The sequence below is a fragment of the Sphingomonas sp. 1F27F7B genome, assembly GCF_005503355.1.
Classification (GTDB): domain Bacteria; phylum Pseudomonadota; class Alphaproteobacteria; order Sphingomonadales; family Sphingomonadaceae; genus Sphingomonas.
The window spans coordinates 239557-258154 of record NZ_SCMK01000001.1 but is presented as its reverse complement, the minus strand read 5'-3'; the positions used below and the strand labels follow the sequence as shown (position 1 = coordinate 258154).

Here is an 18598-nt window from a genome sequence, read left to right as displayed (position 1 = left end):
ACCCTGAAACAAGTTCAGGGTGACGGTGGGAGGGGAGGCGCTGCCTTCCGGCACCAATGACGAAATCGCGAGGAAGCATATGACCCGCCCCTTCAAGACGCTCGACGATATGGGCGACATCGCCGGCAAGCGCGTGTTGGTCCGCGAGGATCTGAACGTGCCGATGGCCGATGGCCAGGTGACCGACGACACCCGGCTGCGCGCCGCCGTCCAGACCGTCGCCGAGTTGGCGGACAAGGGTGCGAAGGTGATCGTCCTCGCCCATTTCGGCCGCCCCAAGGGGCAGCGCAATCCGGAGATGAGCCTGTCGCTCGTCACCCGGCCGTTCAGCCATGTCCTCGGCCGCGAAGTGCGCTTCATCGACACCGACGGCGCGGCGGAAGCGATCGCGGCGATGGGCGAGGGCGACATTGCTCTGCTCGAGAATACGCGCTTCGACGCCGGCGAGGAGAAGAATGCGCCCGAGACCGTGGCCGCGCTCGCCGCGCTGGGCGATCTCTACGTCAATGACGCCTTCTCGGCCGCGCACCGCGCCCATGCCTCGACCGAAGGGCTGGCGCACGCGCTGCCCGCCTTTGCCGGCCGCCAGATGGAAGCCGAGCTCGACGCGCTCGACAAGGCGCTGGGCAATCCCGAGCATCCGGTGGCGGCGGTGGTCGGCGGCGCCAAGGTCTCGACCAAGCTCGACGTGCTCAAGCACCTGGTCGACAAGGTCGATCACCTGATCATCGGCGGCGGCATGGCCAATACCTTCCTCGCCGCGCGCGGCGTCGATGTGGGCAAGAGCCTGTGCGAGCACGACCTGACCGGCACTGCCGACGAGATCCTCGACGCGGCCGATCGCGCGAACTGCACCGTGCACCTGCCCTATGACGTGGTGGTGGCGAAGGAGTTCGCGGCCAACCCGCCGAGCCTGCGCACGGTCAACGTCCACGAAGTCGCGGCCGACGAGATGATCCTCGACATCGGCCCGGCGGCGACCGAGGCGCTGGCGGACGTGCTCAAGACCTGCCGCACCCTGGTGTGGAACGGACCGCTCGGCGCCTTCGAGACGCCGCCGTTCGATACGGCCACCATCAGCCTGGCCAAGACCGCTGCGGCGCTCACCAAGGAAGGTCAGCTCGTCTCGGTCGCCGGCGGCGGCGACACGGTGGCGGCGCTCAACCAGGCGGGGGTGGCGGGCGACTTCACCTTCGTCTCCACTGCCGGGGGTGCCTTCCTCGAATGGATGGAAGGCAAGGAACTGCCGGGCGTCGCGGCGCTGCAACCGGGGCGCGACTGAACCGAGGGGGCGCCCGCCGGCGCCCCGCCCTTTTTTGTATTTTACGCGATTTCCGAGGGGGTAGCACCAAAACGGCTATAATGCCCGGTGCGGAGAAGAGGCGTTTTCCACGCCCGCCAAGCCGCTCGGAGCGCCCATGACCAAGTCCCTGCCGATCTCGCACAAGCTCGCCAGCGCCTTTGCGCTGGTGATCCTGATCGCCGCTGCGATCATGACCTTCGTCTATGCGACATCGGCGGAAGTCGGGAGCCTGACCGAGGCGAACGGCAGGATCGACGCCGAACAGGCGCTCGCCGCCGAGATCGAGAACTCGCTGCTCGCCGCCATCGCCAATCTGCGCGGCTATACGATGAGCAACGACCCCGCCGATGCCGCCGCCTTCCAGCGCAGCATCGCCCAGTTCGACAAGGCGACGCGGACACTCAAGCCGCTGCTGACCGATCCCAAGGACCGCGCTCTGCTGGAGGCGACGATGCAGGGCGTCGCCCGCTGGCGCGCCGAGACAGTCGCGCCGCTGCTCGCGCACATGTCCGCATCCGAGGCCGCGCGGGCGCGCGAACTGCTCCAGGACGAGCGGGCCTCGGCCGGGGTGCGCACGCTCGCCCAGGGCGCCGAGGCGCTGCGCGAGGAGAAATATCAGGACGTGCAGAAGAGCCTGGCGGCGATCGACCAGGCGAGCCGCGAGGAGGAGCGCTCGATCCTGATCGGCGGGATCGCGCTGGTCGTGGCCGCCGGGGCGCTCTGGGCGTTGCTACGCAGCCTGCTCGGCAGCCCGATCGTGTTCCTCACCGGGGTGATGAAGCGGCTCGCCGGGGGTGACAACCGCGTCGAGGTGCCCGATGCCGATCGCCGCGACGAGATCGGCGACATGGCGCGCGCCTTGCTCGTGTTCCGCGACGCCGCCGTGGCCAAGGAAGCTGCCGATGCGGCGAAGGCCGTCGCCGAGGCGGAGCAGCGCCTGGTGGTCGATACGCTGGCCGAAGGGCTGGGCAAGCTCTCCGAGGGCGATCTCACCGCGCATATCGGCGGCGATTTTCCCGAAGGCTATGTGCGGGTGCAGCGCAACTTCAACGACGCGCTGGGCAATCTCCGCGCCCTGATCGGCGCGGTGCGCGATGGCGCCGAGGCGATCCGTTCGGGGGCGAGCGAGATCGCCGACGCCTCGGAGAACCTCGCGGAGCGCACCCAGAGCAATGCCGCGAGCCTGGAGGAGACCAATGCGGCGATCAGCCAGGTCGACACGCGGTTGCGGGCCAGCGCCGGTGCGGCCGCGCGCACCGTGGCGCGTGCCAGCGAAGCGATCGGGACCGTGCGGGGCGGCCGCGACGTGACCGACGAGGCGGTGCAGGCGATGGGCCGGGTGAGCGAAAGCGCCAAGGGCATCGACGGCGTGATCGAGGGACTCGACAAGATTGCGTTCCAGACCCGCGTGCTGGCGATGAACGCGGCGGTGGAGGCCGGGCGCGCCGGAGAGGCGGGGCGCGGCTTCGCGGTCGTCGCCGACCTCGTCAGCGCGCTGGCGATGCGGGCGGAGGAGGAAGCGAAACGGGCCCGCGACCAGCTGACCGTGACTCAGCACGATATCCATGCGGCAGTCGCGGCGGTCGAGCGTGTCGACGGCGCGCTGGCCGGAATCTGCGAAGGCGTGGGCGAAGTGCACGAGCTGGTCGACGGGATGGCGGCGGACAATGCCGTGCAGGCGAGCGCGATCGCCGAGATCAACGGCGCGATCGGATCGATGGACCGCACCACCCAGCAGAATGCGGCGATGGTGGAGGAGACGTCCGCCGCGTCGCGCTCATTGTCGAACGAAGTCGCCCAGCTCGCCGCCCAGGCCGCGCGGTTCAAGGTCGAGAGCGGCGCGTCGGCGCGGGGCGGTCAGGCGCGGAGCCTGGCGACGATGCATTGACCGGCGCTATTTCGGCTTCTCGTTGAGCAGCGGCACGAGCAGCGCGTTGAGGCTGTCGAGGGTGAAGGCGCCAGCCTTGGCGTAGCGGACCACGCCGCTACGATCGATCACGATGTTGGTCGGCACGCCGCCATCGAGCACGTCATAGGGCCCCTTGATCGAGCGCACGGGCTCGATGTGGAGCACGTCGAACAGCTTCTTGAGCTGATAGGGCTTGAGCGAATCCTCGGTGGTGACCGCATAGACGCGCAGGCCGGCATCCTTGCGCAGCTCGTAATAGCGGTCGAGTGTCGGCAGCTCGGTGCGGCAGGGCACGCACCAGGTGGCCCAGAAATTGAGCACGATCACGGTGCCGCGCAACTCGTCGAGCGAGACGGTGCCGCCCTTGATCATCCGCAGGGTGAAGGGCGGCGCCGGCTGGCCTTCCTTGACTGCCGCGAACATCGGCTGCGGCGCCGGTGCGGCGCCGAGCAGCGACAAGGGTAGCGCGGCGAGCGCCAGCCGCCTGGAAAGCCTGGAAATCCCCATGGTTCGTCCCCTGTTGCCCCGGCACATGCTGTCGTGGGCGCGAGGGGGCGTCAAGCACTTGCCCGGAAGCGCGCGGCGCCTCTTCCGGAAAAGCCTGTACGGTGGCAGCGTTGTCAGGCTTTTCCCTGACGAAACCGGGCGATAGGGGCTCGTCCAGCACTACACGAACAAGGGAAAATCCATGTCGATCACGCCCGCTGTCAAAGCCATCCTCGCCAATTACGAGTCCGACAATCCCGGCGTGAAGGCCAATCTCGCCCGCATCCTGATGCAGGGCAAGCTGGGCGGCACGGGCAAGCTGATCATCCTGCCGGTGGACCAGGGGTTCGAACATGGCCCGGCGCGCAGCTTCGCGGTGAACCCGGCAGCCTATGATCCGCACTATCACTATCAGCTGGCGATCGATGCCGGCCTCAGTGCCTACGCCGCGCCGCTCGGCATGATCGAGGCCGGGGCCGACACCTTTGCCGGCCAGATCCCGACCATCCTCAAGGTCAACAGCTCGAACAGCTGGGCGACGTCGATCGACCAGGCCGTCACCGGCGGCGTCGACGATGCGTTGCGGCTCGGCTGCTCGGCGATCGGCTTCACCATCTATCCGGGCGCCGACGACGTGTTCGGCATGATGGAGGAGATCAAGGAGCTGCGCGCCGAGGCGGCCTCGGTCGGCATCGCCACGGTGATCTGGTCCTATCCGCGCGGCGGCAAGCTCTCGAAGGACGGCGAACTGGCGCTCGATGTCGGCGCCTATGCCGCGCACATGGCGGCGTTGCTCGGCGCGCACATCATCAAGGTGAAGCTGCCCAGCGCGCATATCGAGCAGAAGGAAGCCCAGAAGGTCTATGAGGGCACCGACTGGTCGGCCCAGTCCGACCGCGTGAAGCATGTCGCGCAGAGCTGCTTCGCCGGGCGCCGCATCGTCGTCTTCTCGGGCGGCGCGGCCAAGGGTGCCGACGCAGTCTACCAGGATGCGCGCGACATTCGCGACGGCGGCGGCAACGGCTCGATCATCGGCCGCAACACTTTCCAGCGGCCGCGCGACGAGGCGCTGGCGATGCTCGACAAGCTGGTGCGCATCTACAAGAACGAGGAATGAGCCGCTAGGATGCGGGCATGACCATCGCTACCGCCCGTCGCCCCGTGCTCGCCGGCCTCGCGCTGGCGATGCTGGGCGCGGGCGGGGCGCTTGCGAGGGAGGTCCGCATGGGGGAAGCCACGCTCTACGGCATGATCGGCAAGATCAAGGCCCGGCCCGGGAGGCGCGCCGAGCTGGTCGCGTTGCTTGCCACCGGCACTGCCGGCACTGCCGGCATGCCGGGCTGCCTCGCCTATGTCGTCGCCGAGGACATGGCGGACGACGACGGCATCTGGATCACCGAGATCTGGCAATCGAAGCAGCACCATACCGACTCGCTGGCGTTGCCCATGGTGCGGGAGGCGATCGCGAAGGGGCGGCCGCTGATCGCGGGATTCGAGACGCATGTCGAGACGCGGCCGGTGGGCGGCGCGGGGATATCGGGCTAGCGGCGAGAACAGGCAGAGGCGAGGGAGCGAGGCATGACGCAGGACTGGGCCGCGGTGGACGGGTACATTGCGGAAAAGCTTCTCGGAGCGGACCCCGCGCTCGACGCCGCGCTTGCCGCCAATGCCGCGGCCGGCCTCCCGGCGATCGACGTCTCGGCCGCCCAGGGCAGGATGCTCGAGCTGCTCGCGCGGATGGCGGGCGCGCGGAGCATCCTCGAAGTGGGCACGCTGGGCGGCTATTCGACGATCTGTCTTGCCCGCGCCCTGCCCGAGGACGGGCATCTCGCAACGCTGGAGCTGGAACCGCATCACGCCGAGGTGGCGCGGGCCAATCTGGCACGGGCCGGGCTCGGCGATCGCTGCGACGTGCGGGTCGGGCCGGCGGCGGAGACGCTTGCGGCGATGATCGCGGCGGGCGAGGGGCCGTTCGACTTCGTGTTCATCGATGCCGACAAGCCAGGCAATGTCGCCTATCTCGACGCGGCGCTGAAGCTGACCCGGCCGGGCAGCGTGATCCTGGTCGACAATGTGGTGCGCGGCGGCGGGGTTCTCGAGACGGACAGCGCGGATCCCAGCGTGATCGGCACCCGGGCGCTGTTCGACGCGGTCGCGGCGCATCCGCGCCTCGACGCCAGTGCGATCCAGACCGTCGGCGACAAGGGCTGGGACGGGTTCCTGCTGGCAGTGGTGAAGCGCTGACGCTTGCGCTAAGGCTCGCGCGATGATCGACTTGGATGATGACGGCCTGCCGCCGCTCGACTCGAATTTCGCCGCACAGTTCGAACGGGACGTGCGCCGCCCGCCCTGCCAGCTCTACCTGATCTCGCCGCTCGAGGTGGGCGGGGCCTTTCCCGAGCGGTTGAAGCGCGCGCTCGGCGCCGGGCCGGTGGCGGCGTTCCAGTTCCGCGTGAAAGGCGTCGACCAGCACGAGGCGGCGCGCCTTGCCGAGCCGCTGCAGAGGATCTGCGCCGATGCCGATATCGCCTTCATCGTCAACGACAGCGTCAGCCTGGCCAAGCGGCTGGGCGCCGACGGCGTGCATCTGGGCCAGGAGGACGGCGATCCGCGCGAGGCGCGCGCGGTGCTCGGTCCGCAGATGCAGATCGGCGTGACTTGCCACGACAGCCGCCACCTGGCGATGGAGGCCGGCGAGGCGGGGGCGGACTATGTCGCGTTCGGCGCCTTCTATCCGACGAGCACCAAGGAGACCCGGCACCGTCCCGAGCCGGTGATCCTCAGCTGGTGGTCGGCGCTGTTCGAGTTGCCCTGCGTCGCGATCGGCGGGATCACGCCGGAAAATGCTCCGCCGCTGGTCAAGGCGGGCGCGGACTTCCTCGCAGTCTCCAACGCCGTGTGGGGCGGGGACGAGGAAGCGGCAGTAAAGGCATTCGCGGCGGCGCTTGCCTGATCCCGTGGCGGGAGGACGGGCGCGGGCGATCGACGCACACGAAACCAAGGCGGAGTTCCATCCGTTGTTCTTGCGGAACGTCATCTGCAGGAGTTTGATTCTGTGCGAAAATTTCTGGGATTTGCGGCTTGTCTCGCCTGTGCCTCCGTCGGTCCCGCAGCGGCCGGACAGGCGGGAACTTCCGGCAAGCCGCCGATCGACTATTCCATCCTGCATGCCCAGGTGATCCTCGACCATCTCGGCTTCGCGCCCGGCATTCTCGACGGGCGCGAGGGCCAGTCGCTCACCGCGGCGCTGAAGGGGTTCCAGGCCGCGCGCGGGATGCCGGTCACCGGCAAGCTCGATCCGGCGACGTTGCATGCGCTCGCGCCCTATGCCTCGCTGCGCCCGGTCCGTCGGCTCACGCTTGACGCCGCCACGCTGGAGGGGCCGTACGTCAACCCGATCCCAAGAGATATCGAGAAGCAGGCCAGACTGCCCGCGCTCGCCTATACGCGCCCGCTCGAGAAGCTGGCCGAGATGTTTCACACCACGCCGCAAATGCTGGTGGAGCTCAATCCGGGCGGCGGCAGGATCCGGCCGGGCGCGGAGTTCGTCTTCCCCAACGCACTGCCGGCCTCGCGCGACTATCCGGCGGATCTCAAGCCGGAATGGCGCCGGACGCTCGCCATGCTCAATGTCGAGGCCAAGGTGCCGGAGGCCGATCACATCGTGGTCGACAAGAGCGAGAAGGTGCTCAAGGTGTTCGACCGGCAGGAGCATCTGGTCGCCCAGTTCAGCGCGACCATGGGCAGCGCGCATGATCCGCTGCCGATCGGCACCTGGAAGATCAACGGCGCGGACACCAACCCGAAATTCCACTACAATCCAAAACTGTTCTGGGATGCGAAGAAGGGCAGTGACCCGGCGATGCTGCCGCCGGGGCCGAACGGCCCGGTGGGGGTGGTGTGGCTGGATCTATCCAAGGAGCATTATGGCATCCATGGCACGCCCGAGCCGCAGCTGATCGGCCGCACCGAAAGCCATGGCTGCATCCGCTTGACCAATTGGGACGCGGCGCGGCTCGCGCTGATGGTGAAGCCCGGCACCAAGGCGGTGTTTCGGGAATAGCGGCCATGCTGTTCCGGGCAAGGCGGATCAGCTGGAGCCTGGGGGCGCTGCTGCTGCTTGCGCTCGCCTTTCTCTCGATGGTGCGGATCGCCGTCCAGCCGGTCGTGTCGACTGCCCCGCAATCGAGCGTGATCGGGCCGCCCGCCGCACCGGCCGCGTCGAACGGTGATCCCGTGCCGCTGATCATCCCGGTCGAGGGCGTCTCCGCGCGCCAGCTCAGCGACAGCTGGGGGCAGAGCCGCGGCGGCGGTGCGCGGGCGCATCATGCGATCGACATCCTGGCACCGCGCGGCACGCCGGTGCTCGCCGCGGCTTCGGGCACGGTGGAGAAGATCTTCGAGAGCGTGAATGGCGGGCATACGGTCTATGTCCGCACCCGTGACGGCGCCGCCATCCATTATTATGCGCATCTCGACAGCTGGCTGGTCGGCGAGCGGCAGGCGGTGCGCCAGGGCGAGCGGATCGCGACGGTCGGCAATACCGGCAGCGCCGCGGGCGGGGCGCCGCACCTGCATTTCGAGATCAAGCGGATGCTGCCGGGGGAGGGCTGGTGGCAGGGGGAGAACATAAATCCCTATCCGCTGCTGCGGGATGTCGATCGATAGTCCGTCCTGCAGCTGGAAGCCGGGATCTCGCGCCGCAAAGGGACAGCGTGCGGCACGAGGCCCCGGCTTCCACGCGCTGCAGCATGGCTTGCCGAAGGCGGCGCGCGCGGCTAAAGGCGCGCGCTCAGCTCTTTCTCAGTTCCATAGGTCTCGACCATGAAGATCAGCGGCGTGGACATCCGTCCCGGCAACATCATCGAATATGAAGGCGGCATCTGGCGTGCCGTGAAGATCCAGCACACGCAGCCCGGCAAGGGCGGTGCGTACATGCAGGTCGAGCTCAAGAACCTGCGCGACGGCCGCAAGAACAACGTCCGTTTCCGCTCGGCGGAGACGGTCGAGCGCGTGCGCCTTGACACCAAGGACTTCCAGTTCCTGTATCCCGAGGGCGACACGCTCGTCTTCATGGACAAGGAAACCTACGACCAGACGACGCTGCCGCGCGACCTGCTCGGCGATGCGGCCGCCTTCCTGCAGGACGGCATGGACGTGGTGATGGAGCTCTATGACGAGGAAGCCATCAGCGTGCAGCTGCCCGATACCATCGAGGCGACGATCGTCGAGGCCGACGCAGTGGTGAAGGGCCAGACGGCGTCGTCGTCGTACAAGCCCGCCGTGCTCGACAATGGCGTGCGCATCATGGTGCCGCCGCACATTGCGTCGGGCACGCGCATCGTCGTCGACGTGTACGAGCAGACCTATGTCCGCCGTGCGGACTGATGCCTGACGTGATCAGAGATGCGCGCAGCTTCCGGGCCGAGCGGCCCTGGGGCGCGCGCGATCTGGTCGAGATCGAGGGGGCGACGGCACGCCTGCATTGGACGGACCAGCCCTATCGCTGGCACGTGAATGACGGCGCCGAACTCTTCTGCGTCCTCGATGGCGAAGTCGACATGCACTATCGCCTTGCCGGCACGGAGCATGTGGCGCGGTTGGCCGTCGGCGACATTTTCGTGGCGCACATCGGCGACGAGCATGTCGCGCATCCCGTGGGCGAGGCCCGCATTCTGGTTTTCGAGCGTAAGGGCTCCGTCTAATGGTTTCGCATTCCGGCCTCATCACCGTCATGGAGCGCGCCTGCCGCAAGGCCGGCCCGCGCCTGCGCCGCGACTTCAACGAAGTCCAGCACCTCCAGGTCAGCCGCAAGGGCCCGGCGGACTTTGTCAGCATTGCCGACAAGCGCGCCGAGGACACGCTGATCGAGGAGCTCCAGAAGGCGCGGCCGGACTGGGGATTCCTGGTCGAGGAGCGCGGCGAGATCGTCGGCGATCCCAACAAGCCGCGCTGGATCATCGATCCGCTCGACGGGACCAGCAACTTCCTGCACGGCATCCCGCATTTCTGCATTTCGATCGCGGTCGAGGATCCGAACGGCGCCCAGGGCAAGCCCGAGGTCACGCATGGCTATATCTATCAGCCACTCACCGACGAGAGCTTCTGGTCGGAAAAGGGCCGCGGCGCCTGGTTGCAGGACCAGCGCCTGCGCGTCTCGGCGCGCCGCCACCTCGACGAGGCGCTGATCGCGACCGGCATCCCCTTCCTCGGTCATGGCGACTTCGCCGAGTGGAGCCGCATCTTTGGTGCGGTGGCACCCGAAGTGGCGGGCATTCGCCGGCTGGGCTCGGCCGCGCTCGATCTCGCCTGGGTTGCCGCGGGACGGTTCGACGGCTTCTGGGAATCGAACCTCAAGCCCTGGGATGTGGCGGCGGGCATGCTCCTCATCCGCGAGGCGGGTGGTTTCGTGACCGACTATCGCGGGCAGGATCTGGCGCGCGAGCGCAACCAGTATCTCGCGGCCAACGACGTGCTGCACTCCAAGCTGCACAAGCTCGTCGCGAATTCGCTGCGCTGAGCGGGGGCTGACGGCAGTTCATTCGGCGAACTTCGCCATCCCCGCGCAGGCGGGAATGGCGATGGAAGAATTATATCCCCGCCTAGGGACGCAGCGCCGCCGCCAGGAACGCCACCATCTTCGGCCAGGCATCGGCACGCGCCCTGGCATTTGCTTCCGGCGTGCCGCCGCCGCGCGGATCGACGCGCGGTTCCGCCGATCCGCCGCCAAGGTCGTGCCCGGCATCCGGATAGATCAGCGCCTGGGTCTCCAGCCCCTTGGCCTTGCGCGTCGCGGCGATGTTGCGCGCCATCCGGCCCGAGTTCCACAGCCTGTCCTCGTCGCCGGCGATCAGCATCAATGCGCCGCGATAGTCCTCGACCGGGATTCGAGCCGCCGCTTCGCGATCGGGATGGTCGGCCCGTCCGTTCTCGTGGATCGCGCGCAGGTTGGCGGCCGGCCCGGCCTGCAGGCCCTCGACGAACCCGCGATAGGGCATGAAGGCGAGGGGCTTGCCGCCGAAGGAGAAGGAAGAGCGGGTGCCCTCCGCCTCGAGCATCTCCATGCCCCAGCCTTCCCACACCAGGTCCGACGGCGTGTAGGCGACCACCGCGTCGATCCAGGGGTAGTGGCTGGCCGCGATCAGCGCGAATTCCGATCCCTTCGATCCGGCGAGCAAGCCGAATCGCTCGACATCGGCACCCGGCATGCGGGCCAGCGCGGCGCGGAGATCGGCCAGCTGGTCCACGCGGATGTCGATGAAGCTGCCCGGCAGGTCCGGAAAGGCGGGCGCCGGGCCGAACTTGCCCCAGTTGGGGGAGTAATAGGGCAGGCTGACCGCGGCATAGCCGAGCCTTGCCAGGGTGGGGCCGAAGCGCCGGCCGGCCTCGTCGCCGCCTTCGGCGCCCGGCAGGATCACCACCACCGGCCGGCGCGCCTCGCCGGCGATCCGGTAGAGCCGCGCATGCGGGAATCCCGCGATCTCGCGTTCGTCCAGCGCCGCTGCCTGTTTCGTCGTTGCGCCAGGCTGCGCAATGGCCGGGCACGCCGCCATCGCCAGCCCGATTCCGGGCAATAGAGTCCGTGCGATCATGTGAAGACACCCCTGTTCACAATGGCCCTGTTCACAATAGCAGAGTGTATTGTGCATATAAGTCACCTTCGGGCAACCCGAGATTGTGCCGGGGCGGTGCCGTTTCCGCGGGGCCGGCGCCCTTTGGAACGCGGTTTCCGGACGCTTCTCGGACAAGGTGTCCACAACCGGTTCTTCTTGCGAGTCATTCTCACCCGTCGAGGCGTTGCGTCCCGGGGAAGTGAGTCCTAGAAGCCCCCTCAGATTCCGCATCCGCGAGAAGAGAAGGCCCTTGGTCGACTTGTCACAATATCTGCCGATCCTGTTGTTCCTCGGGGTCGCCCTTGCGCTTTCCAGCGCCTTCGTGTTCCTGCCCATGCTGGTCAGCCGGCTGACGGGGTCGCACAAGCCGACCGAGGCCAAGCTCAGCGAATATGAGTGCGGCTTCCCGGCTTTCGAGGATTCGCGCAGCCAGTTCGACGTGCGCTTCTACCTCGTCGCCATCCTGTTCATCATCTTCGATCTCGAAGCGGCGTTCCTTTACCCCTGGGCCGTCTCGGTGTTCTCGCTGGGCTGGACCGCCTGGATCTCGATGATGATCTTCATCGCCGAGCTCACGCTCGGCCTCGTCTACGCCTGGAAGAAGGGAGCGCTCGAATGGGAGTAGAACTTAGCCCGTCGTCGTCGGCCCTGCCGGGCAGCGGCCTGATCGGCGCGCCGCCGCCGGGAACCCTCCCGGACGTCGGCTTCCTCAACGACATCAACGCCGAGATCGGCGACAAGGGCTTTCTGGTCACGTCGACCGAGGAGCTGTTCCAATGGGCGCGCACCGGGTCGCTGTGGTGGATGACCTTCGGTCTCGCCTGCTGCGCGGTGGAGATGATCCACGTCAACATGCCGCGCTACGACATGGAGCGATTCGGAGCCGCGCCGCGCGCGTCGCCGCGCCAGTCGGACGTGATGATCGTGGCCGGCACGCTGTGCAACAAGATGGCCCCGGCGCTCCGCCGCGTCTACGACCAGATGTCGGAGCCGAAATACGTCATCTCGATGGGCAGCTGCGCCAATGGCGGCGGCTATTACCATTACAGCTACAGCGTCGTGCGCGGCTGCGACCGGATCGTGCCGGTGGATATCTATGTCCCGGGCTGCCCGCCGACTGCCGAAGCGCTGCTCTACGGCGTGATGCAGCTGCAGCGGAAGATCCGGCGCGTCGGGACGATCGAGCGATGAGCGCGGTGAAGACCTCCGCCCCCCGCTTCACTTCGAACGAAGGCGTGATCGACGCGGCCAAGGCTGTGCTCGGCGACATCCTGCTCTTCTGCGAGGACAGTGTCGGCGAAGTGAACCTGGTGCTGGACCGCGTTCGCGTGGTCGAGGGGCTCACGCTGCTGCGCGACACGCCGGGGCTGGAATATCAGCAGCTCATGGAGATCGCCGGCGTCGACTATCCGGACCGCGAGGAGCGGTTCGAAGTGGTCTATTGCCTGCTCAGCCTGACGCGGAACCACCGCATCAAGGTGAAGACCAGCACCGACGAGGAAAAGCCGGTGCCGTCGGTGACGGGCATCTGGCCGGTCGCGGGCTGGCTCGAGCGCGAAGTCTATGACATGTACGGCGTGCTCTTCTCGGGCAACACCGATCTGCGCCGCATCCTGACCGACTATGGTTTCGTCGGCCATCCGCAGCGCAAGGATTTCCCGCTGACCGGCTATGTCGAGCTGCGCTATTCGGAAGAGGCGAAGCGCGTGGTCTATGAGCCGGTGACGCTGGCCCAGGATTTCCGCAATTTCGACTTCATGAGCCCTTGGGAAGGCGCGAAATACGTGCTGCCGGGCGACGAGAAGGCGGCCGCGCCGGGGGCGCCGGCCCCCGCGCCGCAGCCCGAGGCCAAGGGCGCTCCGACACCGCTGACCGGGGACGAGCTCCGCAAGCCGGCCAAGGCGGAGGTGGCCAAGCCCAAGGCCGGCGATGGCCCTGCCGATACCGGCGCCGGCAAGTCCGGTCCCGAGGCCGGCGCGGCGCCCGCCGATCCCGACCTGGTCAAGAAACCCCGCAAGCCGCGCGCGAAGAAGGCGCCGGAGGGTGAAGCGTAATGGCTGACTATCTCGACGAGATCGAAGGCGTCATCGACGGCGGCAAGCCGGAGAAGGGCGACACCGAGATCGCGAACTACACGATCAACTTCGGGCCGCAGCACCCGGCGGCGCACGGCGTGCTGCGCCTGGTGACCGAGCTGGACGGCGAGATCATCGAGCGAATCGATCCGCATGTCGGCCTGCTCCACCGCGGCACCGAGAAGCTGATCGAGTACAAGACCTACACCCAGGCGCTGCCCTATTTCGACCGGCTCGACTATTGCTCGCCGCTGGGCATGGAATACAGCTTCGTGCTGGCGGTCGAGAAGCTGCTCGACCTCGAGGTGCCGCTGCGCGGCCAGTATTTGCGCGTGTTCTTCGCCGAGCTGACCCGCATCTGCAATCACATGCTGAACCTCGGTTCGCACGTGATGGACGTCGGCGCGATGACGCCGAACCTGTGGATGTTCGAGATCCGCGAAGACTGCCTGAACTTCCTGGAGCGCGCGTCGGGCGCGCGCATGCATTCGAACTGGTTCCGCGTCGGCGGCGTCCGCCAGGACGTGCCGCTCAAGCTGCTGACCGACATTGCGGAATGGCTCGACACGCGCCTGCCGCGCCTGTTCGGCGATGCGATCAGCCTGGTCGCCGAGAACCGCATCTTCAAGCAGCGCAACGTCGACATCGCGGTGGTGAGCCGCGAGGACGCGGTGGCCTGGGGGTTCTCGGGCCCGATGATCCGCGGCGCGGGCATCCCCTGGGACATCCGCAGGTCGCAGCCCTATGACGTGTACGACCGGGTCGAGTTCGACATCCCCGTCGGCACGCGCGGCGACTGCTATGACCGGTTCATGGTCCGCGTCGAGGAAGTCTATCAGTCCGCGCGCATCATGAAGCAGTGCCTTCAACAGATGCCGGAGGGCCCGGTGCTCACGCTCGACCGCAAGGTGGCGCCGCCGCGCCGGGGCGAGATGAAGCAGTCGATGGAAGCGCTGATCCATCACTTCAAGCTGTTCAGCGAAGGCTATCACGTGCCCGCGGGCGACGTGTATGTCGCGACGGAGAGCCCGAAGGGCGAGTTCGGCGTCTATCTGGTCTCGGACGGCAGCAACAAGCCGTACCGGTGCAAGATCCGCCCGACTGCGTTCAGCCACCTCCAGGCGATGGACTTCATGTCGAAGGGGCACATGCTCGCCGACATCACTGCCATCCTGGGCGCGCTCGACATCGTGTTCGGGGAGTGCGACCGGTGAGCGCGGATCGCATCGCGATCGCGCACGAGATGATCGCGCATTACAACGCGCAGGATGCCGACGCCTATGTGGCGCTGATGACCGACGGCGCCTGCGAGGCGGGCTATCGCGGCGCGGTGCTGCGCGAGGGCAGGGAAGGCGTGCGCGCGGGCCTGAAGGCGATGTTCGCCGAATTCCCGCAGAACCGCGCCGATATCCTGGGCAGCTATGCGCTGGGCGACACCGTGGTGCTCCACGAGAAGGTGGCCCGCTCGCCCGAGGCCGAGCCTTTCGAAGTGATGTCGGTCTATTCCTTCGCGGACGGGCTGGTCGATCGGGTGGAGTTCATCCGATGAACCGCCGCACGCTCATGCTGCTCGCGATCGCCTTCACGGCGATGGCCGCCGGCCTGATCCTGGTGCTGATGTTCCGGGTCTCGGGCAATGGCGCGCATCACAACAACAACGCCTTCGTGGCGCTGATCCCGGTCTACACGGCGCTGATCCCGATTTTCATCGCGAGCCGCCGCCGTCGCAGCGCCTGCGAGAACGAGAAGAAGAATGGCTGACGCACCCCAACTCCCCGATGAAGCGGAGGTCCGCGCGCGCTGGAGCAATTTCCAGTGGACGCCGGAGAATGCCGTCAAGGCACAGGAAATCATGGGCCGCTACCCGGCGGGCCGGCAGCTCTCGTGCAGCATCCCCTATCTCGACCTGGCCCAGCGCCAGGTGGGTGCGGAGACCAACACCCAGGGCTGGCTGCCGATCCCGGTGATCGAGTTCGTCGCGCGTGAACTCGGCGTGCCCTATATCCGCATCTTCGAGGTCGCGACCTTCTACACCATGTTCAACCTGGTGCCGGTCGGCCGCTACCATGTGCAGGTCTGCGGCACGACGCCGTGCATGCTGCGCGGCTCGGACGACGTGATGGCCGCCTGCAAGGCGCGCGGCATGAAGAAGGGCCACACCACCGCGGACGGCCTGTTCACGCTCACCGAGGTCGAGTGCATGGGCAATTGCTCCTCGGCGCCGATGGTCCAGATCAACGACGACAATTACGAGGATCTCGACTACGATCGCACGCTGGCGATCCTCGACGCGCTGGCGCGGGGCGAGAGCCCCAAGACCGGTACGCAGGAGCCTGGCCGCCACACCGTGGAACCGCTCGGCGAGCCGACCAACCTGGCGGCGATGGAGACCGGGAACCACGATTATCGGGGGGAATGGTGATGAAGCCCGAGACCAAGAACCTCGTCTTCGTCATCCTCGCGATCATCGGCGGCATCGTCGTGCTCGGCTGGGCGCTGAAGATCGCCTTCAAGCTGGTCGGCATCGCAATCGTGCTCGGGCTTGCAGTGCTCGCGTACATTTTCATTCAGAACATGGTGGGGAAGGGCCGATAAATGCTCGCGGATAAGGACCGCATCTTCACCAATGTCTACGGCTTCCAGCCGTGGAACTTGCCGGCTGCCCAGAAGCGCGGCGATTGGGACAAGACCAAGGATCTGATGGCGATCGGACAGGACGCCATCATCGACAGGATCAAGGCGTCGGGCCTGCGCGGCCGCGGCGGCGCCGGCTTCCCGACTGGCATGAAGTGGAGCTTCATGCCCAAGGAACCGCGGCCGGACCGTCCCAATTTCCTGGTGATCAACGCCGACGAGTCCGAGCCGGGCTCGTGCAAGGACCGCGAGATCATCCGCCACGATCCGCACAAGCTGATCGAAGGCGCGCTGGTTGCCGGCTTCGCAATGCGCGCGCGCGCGGCGTATATCTACATCCGCGGTGAGTATATCCGCGAGGCCGAGACGCTCTTCGCGGCGGTGAAGGAGGCGTATGACGCCGGCCTGCTCGGCAAGAATGCCTGCAAGTCGGGTTACGACTTCGACGTGTTCGTGCATCGCGGCGCCGGGGCCTATATCTGCGGCGAAGAGACCGCGATGCTCGAGAGCCTCGAGGGCAAGAAGGGCCAGCCGCGCCTGAAGCCGCCCTTCCCGGCGGGCGCGGGCCTCTATGGCTGCCCGACCACGGTGAACAATGTCGAATCGATCGCAGTCGTGCCGACGATCCTGCGACGCGGACCGGAATGGTTCGCCAGCTTCGGCAACGAGAACAATAAGGGCACGAAGCTCTTCCAGATCTCCGGCCATGTGAACAAGCCGTGCGTGGTCGAGGAGGCGATGTCGATCCCGTTCCGCGAGCTGATCGAGAAGCATTGCGGCGGCATTCGCGGCGGGTGGGACAATCTGCTCGCGGTGATCCCTGGCGGCTCCTCTGTGCCGTTGGTCCCGGCGGCCCAGATCATGGACTGCCCGATGGACTTCGACGGCCTGCGTGCCCTTGGTTCGGGCCTGGGCACCGCCGCCGTGATCGTGATGGATAAGTCGACCGACGTCGTCCGCGCGATCTCGCGCCTCAGCTATTTCTACAAGCATGAGAGCTGCGGCCAGTGCACGCCGTGCCGCGAAGGCACGGGCTGGATGTGGCGCGTGATGGAGCGGCTGCGCACCGGCGACGCCGACATCAGCGAGATCGACACGCTCCAGCAGGTTACCAAGCAGGTGGAAGGCCACACGATCTGCGCGCTCGGCGATGCCGCCGCGTGGCCGATCCAGGGCCTGATCCGTCATTTCCGTCCGGAGCTCGAGCGCCGGATCAACGAACGCCAGGCCGCGAACGGCATGCAGGAGGCTGCGGAATGAACAAGGCTCTGATGGTGCTTGCGGCGTCGGCCGCTTTTGTCTGCGGCGCCGGCACCGCCGCCGCGCAGTCGCGGGGTTCGCAGGAAGACATTGCGCCGAGCGGCTTCGGCAATGATGTGGTCGCCGCGCGCCGCGGCACTCCCGCCGGCGAAGGGCCGGCGGCGTTCGGCAAATGCGCGGTGGATGGCGATCGCGCCGGTGCCACCGCGCTGCTCGCCGCGAAGATCGGCAGCGGGGAATCGAAGAACGCCGCAAAGAAACTGGCTGACAAGAAGACCGATTGCGGCGCGAAGATCGGCCGCGATGGCAGCGAGGAGATCGTTCGCGGCGCGATCGCCCGGCAGCTCTATACCGAGACCTATGTGGCCGCCCCGGCGGCGCTGGCCAGTGAGCCGGCGCCCTTCCAGGGCAGCGGCGATCCGAGCCTGGTCCAGTACGACCTCGCCAGCTGCGCCGTGACGCGCAATCCGGTTGCGGCCGATGCGCTGGTCCGCGCGGCCGAGGACTCGGCCGAGGAGCGTGCCGCGTTCCCGGCAGTGGTGGCAGCGGTCGGGCGCTGCACGCCGAACGGCGCGAAGATCGGTTTCAGCAAGGCACAGCTTCGTGCCGGTGTGGCCGAGGGCCTGTGGGCCTATCGCAAGGGCACGCCCGCGCAATGATGCGTCGCTTCGCCCTGGCTGCGGCCCTTTGCGTCTTTGCGGGCGCGAGTGCGCACGCCCAGACGCCCTGGGGTGCGGACATGGGCAAGATGGCCGCCGAGGGCGATGTGCGCCTCGATCGGCCGGAGGAGGACGCCGACTGGGCCGTCAGCACGGCGGGGGAAGCGCGGTTGCACGCGCTTGCCGTATGCGCGGTGAAGAAGGAACCGCGCGAAGCGGGCAAGATCGTCGAGCTGGGTTTCCTGGGGGAACGTCCTACTCCTGCTGTGTCGAGCCTGTTCGCCGAGGCGAATTGCGGTGCGCGTGGGGAAGAGATCAGTGCCGGCGGGCGCTTCCTGCGCTGGTCGTTGATCGAGCAGCTCTATCTTGCCGATCCTAGGGTGCCGGCGGCGGTGGCGGCGAATGCGATGGCGAGCGGCGCGGACGGCAGCAGAGCGCTCGGCGCATGCGTGGCGGGGCGCGATCCGGTGGCCAGCGACGCCTTTGTTCGCAGCGCGCGGCGCTCGCCCGCCGAGGCTGCGGCCTTCAAGCGGATCGTGCCGGCGATCAATGCCTGTGCGGGCAAGAAGAAGCTCAATCTGAGCGGCGCCGAGATCCACGGCGTGCTTGCCGAGGGACTTTACAAGATGCGCGGTTCCGCCGCGCGGGGAACGAACTAG

24 protein-coding genes are annotated in these 18598 nt (G+C 67.5%); 22 read left to right on the top strand and 2 right to left on the bottom strand.

The genetic code is table 11. The annotated features are described in order from the left end of the window. The first annotated feature begins 79 nt into the window (after nt 1-79). Both FFS08_RS01205 and FFS08_RS01200 read left to right on the top strand, forming a co-directional pair. Nucleotides 80-1282 (top strand): phosphoglycerate kinase, encoded by a 1203-nt coding sequence (locus tag FFS08_RS01205; protein ID WP_137860989.1) that lies wholly within the window; start codon nt 80-82, stop codon nt 1280-1282. A gap of 136 nt (nt 1283-1418) precedes the next feature. After that, nucleotides 1419-3191: a methyl-accepting chemotaxis protein gene (locus FFS08_RS01200; protein WP_212741935.1), complete on the top strand. Its 1773-nt coding sequence runs from the start codon at nt 1419-1421 to the stop codon at nt 3189-3191. 6 nt (nt 3192-3197) lie between these two features. Here the strand turns inward: FFS08_RS01200 and FFS08_RS01195 are convergent, their stop codons facing one another. Further along, nucleotides 3198-3719: a TlpA family protein disulfide reductase gene (locus tag FFS08_RS01195; RefSeq protein WP_137860990.1), complete on the bottom strand. Its 522-nt coding sequence runs from the start codon at nt 3717-3719 to the stop codon at nt 3198-3200. A 181-nt stretch (nt 3720-3900) separates the two neighbouring features. Between FFS08_RS01195 and FFS08_RS01190 the strand changes: the two genes are divergently transcribed. The 9 genes from FFS08_RS01190 to FFS08_RS01150 all read left to right on the top strand — a co-directional run bounded on the left by FFS08_RS01190 (nt 3901) and on the right by FFS08_RS01150 (nt 10218). Next, nucleotides 3901-4815, top strand: coding sequence for a class I fructose-bisphosphate aldolase (locus tag FFS08_RS01190; RefSeq protein ID WP_137860991.1), 915 nt, complete (start codon nt 3901-3903; stop codon nt 4813-4815). A 17-nt stretch (nt 4816-4832) separates the two neighbouring features. Next, on the top strand, nt 4833-5243 hold the full coding sequence (locus tag FFS08_RS01185; protein ID WP_137860992.1) for a putative quinol monooxygenase: 411 nt from the start codon (nt 4833-4835) through the stop codon (nt 5241-5243). A gap of 33 nt (nt 5244-5276) precedes the next feature. Further along, nucleotides 5277-5942 carry an O-methyltransferase gene (locus FFS08_RS01180; protein WP_137860993.1) on the top strand — a complete coding sequence of 222 codons (666 nt, stop codon included), beginning with the start codon at nt 5277-5279 and terminating at the stop codon, nt 5940-5942. A 22-nt stretch (nt 5943-5964) separates the two neighbouring features. Next, nucleotides 5965-6651 (top strand): thiamine phosphate synthase, encoded by a 687-nt coding sequence (gene thiE / locus FFS08_RS01175; protein ID WP_137860994.1) that lies wholly within the window; start codon nt 5965-5967, stop codon nt 6649-6651. Between the two features lie 102 nt (nt 6652-6753). After that, on the top strand, nt 6754-7761 hold the full coding sequence (locus FFS08_RS01170) for a L,D-transpeptidase family protein (RefSeq protein ID WP_137860995.1): 1008 nt from the start codon (nt 6754-6756) through the stop codon (nt 7759-7761). A 5-nt stretch (nt 7762-7766) separates the two neighbouring features. After that, the gene (locus tag FFS08_RS01165; protein WP_249340938.1) at nt 7767-8366 is read left to right on the top strand and encodes a M23 family metallopeptidase; all 600 of its coding nucleotides are present in this window, start codon (nt 7767-7769) and stop codon (nt 8364-8366) included. A 156-nt stretch (nt 8367-8522) separates the two neighbouring features. Beyond that, nucleotides 8523-9086 carry an elongation factor P gene (gene efp / locus FFS08_RS01160; RefSeq protein WP_137860996.1) on the top strand — a complete coding sequence of 188 codons (564 nt, stop codon included), beginning with the start codon at nt 8523-8525 and terminating at the stop codon, nt 9084-9086. Then, nucleotides 9086-9403: a cupin domain-containing protein gene (locus FFS08_RS01155; RefSeq protein WP_137860997.1), complete on the top strand. Its 318-nt coding sequence runs from the start codon at nt 9086-9088 to the stop codon at nt 9401-9403. Before efp ends, FFS08_RS01155 begins: the two co-directional genes overlap by 1 nt. Continuing rightward, nucleotides 9403-10218 (top strand): inositol monophosphatase family protein, encoded by an 816-nt coding sequence (locus FFS08_RS01150; RefSeq protein WP_137860998.1) that lies wholly within the window; start codon nt 9403-9405, stop codon nt 10216-10218. Before FFS08_RS01155 ends, FFS08_RS01150 begins: the two co-directional genes overlap by 1 nt. 82 nt (nt 10219-10300) lie before the next feature. On the opposite strand, the gene FFS08_RS01145 is transcribed toward FFS08_RS01150, so the two are convergent. After that, on the bottom strand, nt 10301-11290 hold the full coding sequence (locus tag FFS08_RS01145) for an acyl-CoA thioester hydrolase/BAAT C-terminal domain-containing protein (protein ID WP_171012418.1): 990 nt from the start codon (nt 11288-11290) through the stop codon (nt 10301-10303). 271 nt (nt 11291-11561) lie between these two features. Between FFS08_RS01145 and FFS08_RS01140 the strand changes: the two genes are divergently transcribed. From FFS08_RS01140 to FFS08_RS01095, 11 genes are read left to right on the top strand one after another with little or no spacing between them, the layout of a single operon-like run. After that, nucleotides 11562-11936, top strand: a complete 375-nt coding sequence (locus tag FFS08_RS01140; RefSeq protein WP_086129639.1) for an NADH-quinone oxidoreductase subunit A — start codon at nt 11562-11564, stop codon at nt 11934-11936. After that, complete coding sequence (locus tag FFS08_RS01135; RefSeq protein ID WP_137861000.1) at nt 11927-12502, top strand: NuoB/complex I 20 kDa subunit family protein; 576 nt, start codon at nt 11927-11929, stop codon at nt 12500-12502. Before FFS08_RS01140 ends, FFS08_RS01135 begins: the two co-directional genes overlap by 10 nt. A gap of 5 nt (nt 12503-12507) precedes the next feature. Beyond that, entirely contained in the window at nt 12508-13365 is an 858-nt protein-coding gene (locus FFS08_RS01130) for an NADH-quinone oxidoreductase subunit C (RefSeq protein ID WP_137861153.1), read from the top strand. Continuing rightward, nucleotides 13365-14600 carry an NADH-quinone oxidoreductase subunit D gene (locus FFS08_RS01125; RefSeq protein WP_137861001.1) on the top strand — a complete coding sequence of 412 codons (1236 nt, stop codon included), beginning with the start codon at nt 13365-13367 and terminating at the stop codon, nt 14598-14600. Before FFS08_RS01130 ends, FFS08_RS01125 begins: the two co-directional genes overlap by 1 nt. Continuing rightward, entirely contained in the window at nt 14597-14935 is a 339-nt protein-coding gene (locus FFS08_RS01120) for a nuclear transport factor 2 family protein (protein WP_137861002.1), read from the top strand. Before FFS08_RS01125 ends, FFS08_RS01120 begins: the two co-directional genes overlap by 4 nt. Then, nucleotides 14932-15147 carry a hypothetical protein gene (locus tag FFS08_RS01115; protein ID WP_137861003.1) on the top strand — a complete coding sequence of 72 codons (216 nt, stop codon included), beginning with the start codon at nt 14932-14934 and terminating at the stop codon, nt 15145-15147. The genes FFS08_RS01120 and FFS08_RS01115 overlap by 4 nt, the downstream gene beginning before the upstream one ends. After that, nucleotides 15140-15808, top strand: a complete 669-nt coding sequence (locus tag FFS08_RS01110) for a complex I 24 kDa subunit family protein (RefSeq protein ID WP_137861004.1) — start codon at nt 15140-15142, stop codon at nt 15806-15808. The genes FFS08_RS01115 and FFS08_RS01110 overlap by 8 nt, the downstream gene beginning before the upstream one ends. Then, nucleotides 15808-15981, top strand: a complete 174-nt coding sequence (locus FFS08_RS23350; protein WP_167298867.1) for a hypothetical protein — start codon at nt 15808-15810, stop codon at nt 15979-15981. Before FFS08_RS01110 ends, FFS08_RS23350 begins: the two co-directional genes overlap by 1 nt. Then, nucleotides 15982-17280, top strand: a complete 1299-nt coding sequence (gene nuoF / locus FFS08_RS01105; RefSeq protein WP_137861005.1) for an NADH-quinone oxidoreductase subunit NuoF — start codon at nt 15982-15984, stop codon at nt 17278-17280. It begins immediately after the preceding gene. Continuing rightward, nucleotides 17277-17939: a hypothetical protein gene (locus tag FFS08_RS01100; protein WP_137861006.1), complete on the top strand. Its 663-nt coding sequence runs from the start codon at nt 17277-17279 to the stop codon at nt 17937-17939. The genes nuoF and FFS08_RS01100 overlap by 4 nt, the downstream gene beginning before the upstream one ends. Then, complete coding sequence (locus tag FFS08_RS01095; protein ID WP_137871802.1) at nt 17936-18598, top strand: hypothetical protein; 663 nt, start codon at nt 17936-17938, stop codon at nt 18596-18598. Before FFS08_RS01100 ends, FFS08_RS01095 begins: the two co-directional genes overlap by 4 nt.

What these genes read in the sequence shown, in the direction of transcription:
- FFS08_RS23350 (WP_167298867.1), top strand. Translation starts at nt 15,808, where the DNA reads ATGAAGCCCGAGACCAAGAACCTCGTCTTCGTCATCCTCGCGATCATC.
- FFS08_RS01165 (WP_249340938.1), top strand. Translation starts at nt 7,767, where the DNA reads ATGCTGTTCCGGGCAAGGCGGATCAGCTGGAGCCTGGGGGCGCTGCTG.
- FFS08_RS01155 (WP_137860997.1), top strand. Translation starts at nt 9,086, where the DNA reads ATGCCTGACGTGATCAGAGATGCGCGCAGCTTCCGGGCCGAGCGGCCC.
- FFS08_RS01150 (WP_137860998.1), top strand. Translation starts at nt 9,403, where the DNA reads ATGGTTTCGCATTCCGGCCTCATCACCGTCATGGAGCGCGCCTGCCGC.
- FFS08_RS01110 (WP_137861004.1), top strand. Translation starts at nt 15,140, where the DNA reads ATGGCTGACGCACCCCAACTCCCCGATGAAGCGGAGGTCCGCGCGCGC.
- nuoF (WP_137861005.1), top strand. Translation starts at nt 15,982, where the DNA reads ATGCTCGCGGATAAGGACCGCATCTTCACCAATGTCTACGGCTTCCAG.
- FFS08_RS01200 (WP_212741935.1), top strand. Translation starts at nt 1,419, where the DNA reads ATGACCAAGTCCCTGCCGATCTCGCACAAGCTCGCCAGCGCCTTTGCG.
- FFS08_RS01195 (WP_137860990.1), bottom strand. Translation starts at nt 3,719, where the DNA reads ATGGGGATTTCCAGGCTTTCCAGGCGGCTGGCGCTCGCCGCGCTACCC.
- FFS08_RS01125 (WP_137861001.1), top strand. Translation starts at nt 13,365, where the DNA reads ATGGCTGACTATCTCGACGAGATCGAAGGCGTCATCGACGGCGGCAAG.
- FFS08_RS01205 (WP_137860989.1), top strand. Translation starts at nt 80, where the DNA reads ATGACCCGCCCCTTCAAGACGCTCGACGATATGGGCGACATCGCCGGC.
- FFS08_RS01145 (WP_171012418.1), bottom strand. Translation starts at nt 11,290, where the DNA reads ATGATCGCACGGACTCTATTGCCCGGAATCGGGCTGGCGATGGCGGCG.
- FFS08_RS01100 (WP_137861006.1), top strand. Translation starts at nt 17,277, where the DNA reads ATGAACAAGGCTCTGATGGTGCTTGCGGCGTCGGCCGCTTTTGTCTGC.
- thiE (WP_137860994.1), top strand. Translation starts at nt 5,965, where the DNA reads ATGATCGACTTGGATGATGACGGCCTGCCGCCGCTCGACTCGAATTTC.
- FFS08_RS01095 (WP_137871802.1), top strand. Translation starts at nt 17,936, where the DNA reads ATGATGCGTCGCTTCGCCCTGGCTGCGGCCCTTTGCGTCTTTGCGGGC.
- efp (WP_137860996.1), top strand. Translation starts at nt 8,523, where the DNA reads ATGAAGATCAGCGGCGTGGACATCCGTCCCGGCAACATCATCGAATAT.
- FFS08_RS01135 (WP_137861000.1), top strand. Translation starts at nt 11,927, where the DNA reads ATGGGAGTAGAACTTAGCCCGTCGTCGTCGGCCCTGCCGGGCAGCGGC.
- FFS08_RS01190 (WP_137860991.1), top strand. Translation starts at nt 3,901, where the DNA reads ATGTCGATCACGCCCGCTGTCAAAGCCATCCTCGCCAATTACGAGTCC.
- FFS08_RS01180 (WP_137860993.1), top strand. Translation starts at nt 5,277, where the DNA reads ATGACGCAGGACTGGGCCGCGGTGGACGGGTACATTGCGGAAAAGCTT.
- FFS08_RS01185 (WP_137860992.1), top strand. Translation starts at nt 4,833, where the DNA reads ATGACCATCGCTACCGCCCGTCGCCCCGTGCTCGCCGGCCTCGCGCTG.
- FFS08_RS01115 (WP_137861003.1), top strand. Translation starts at nt 14,932, where the DNA reads ATGAACCGCCGCACGCTCATGCTGCTCGCGATCGCCTTCACGGCGATG.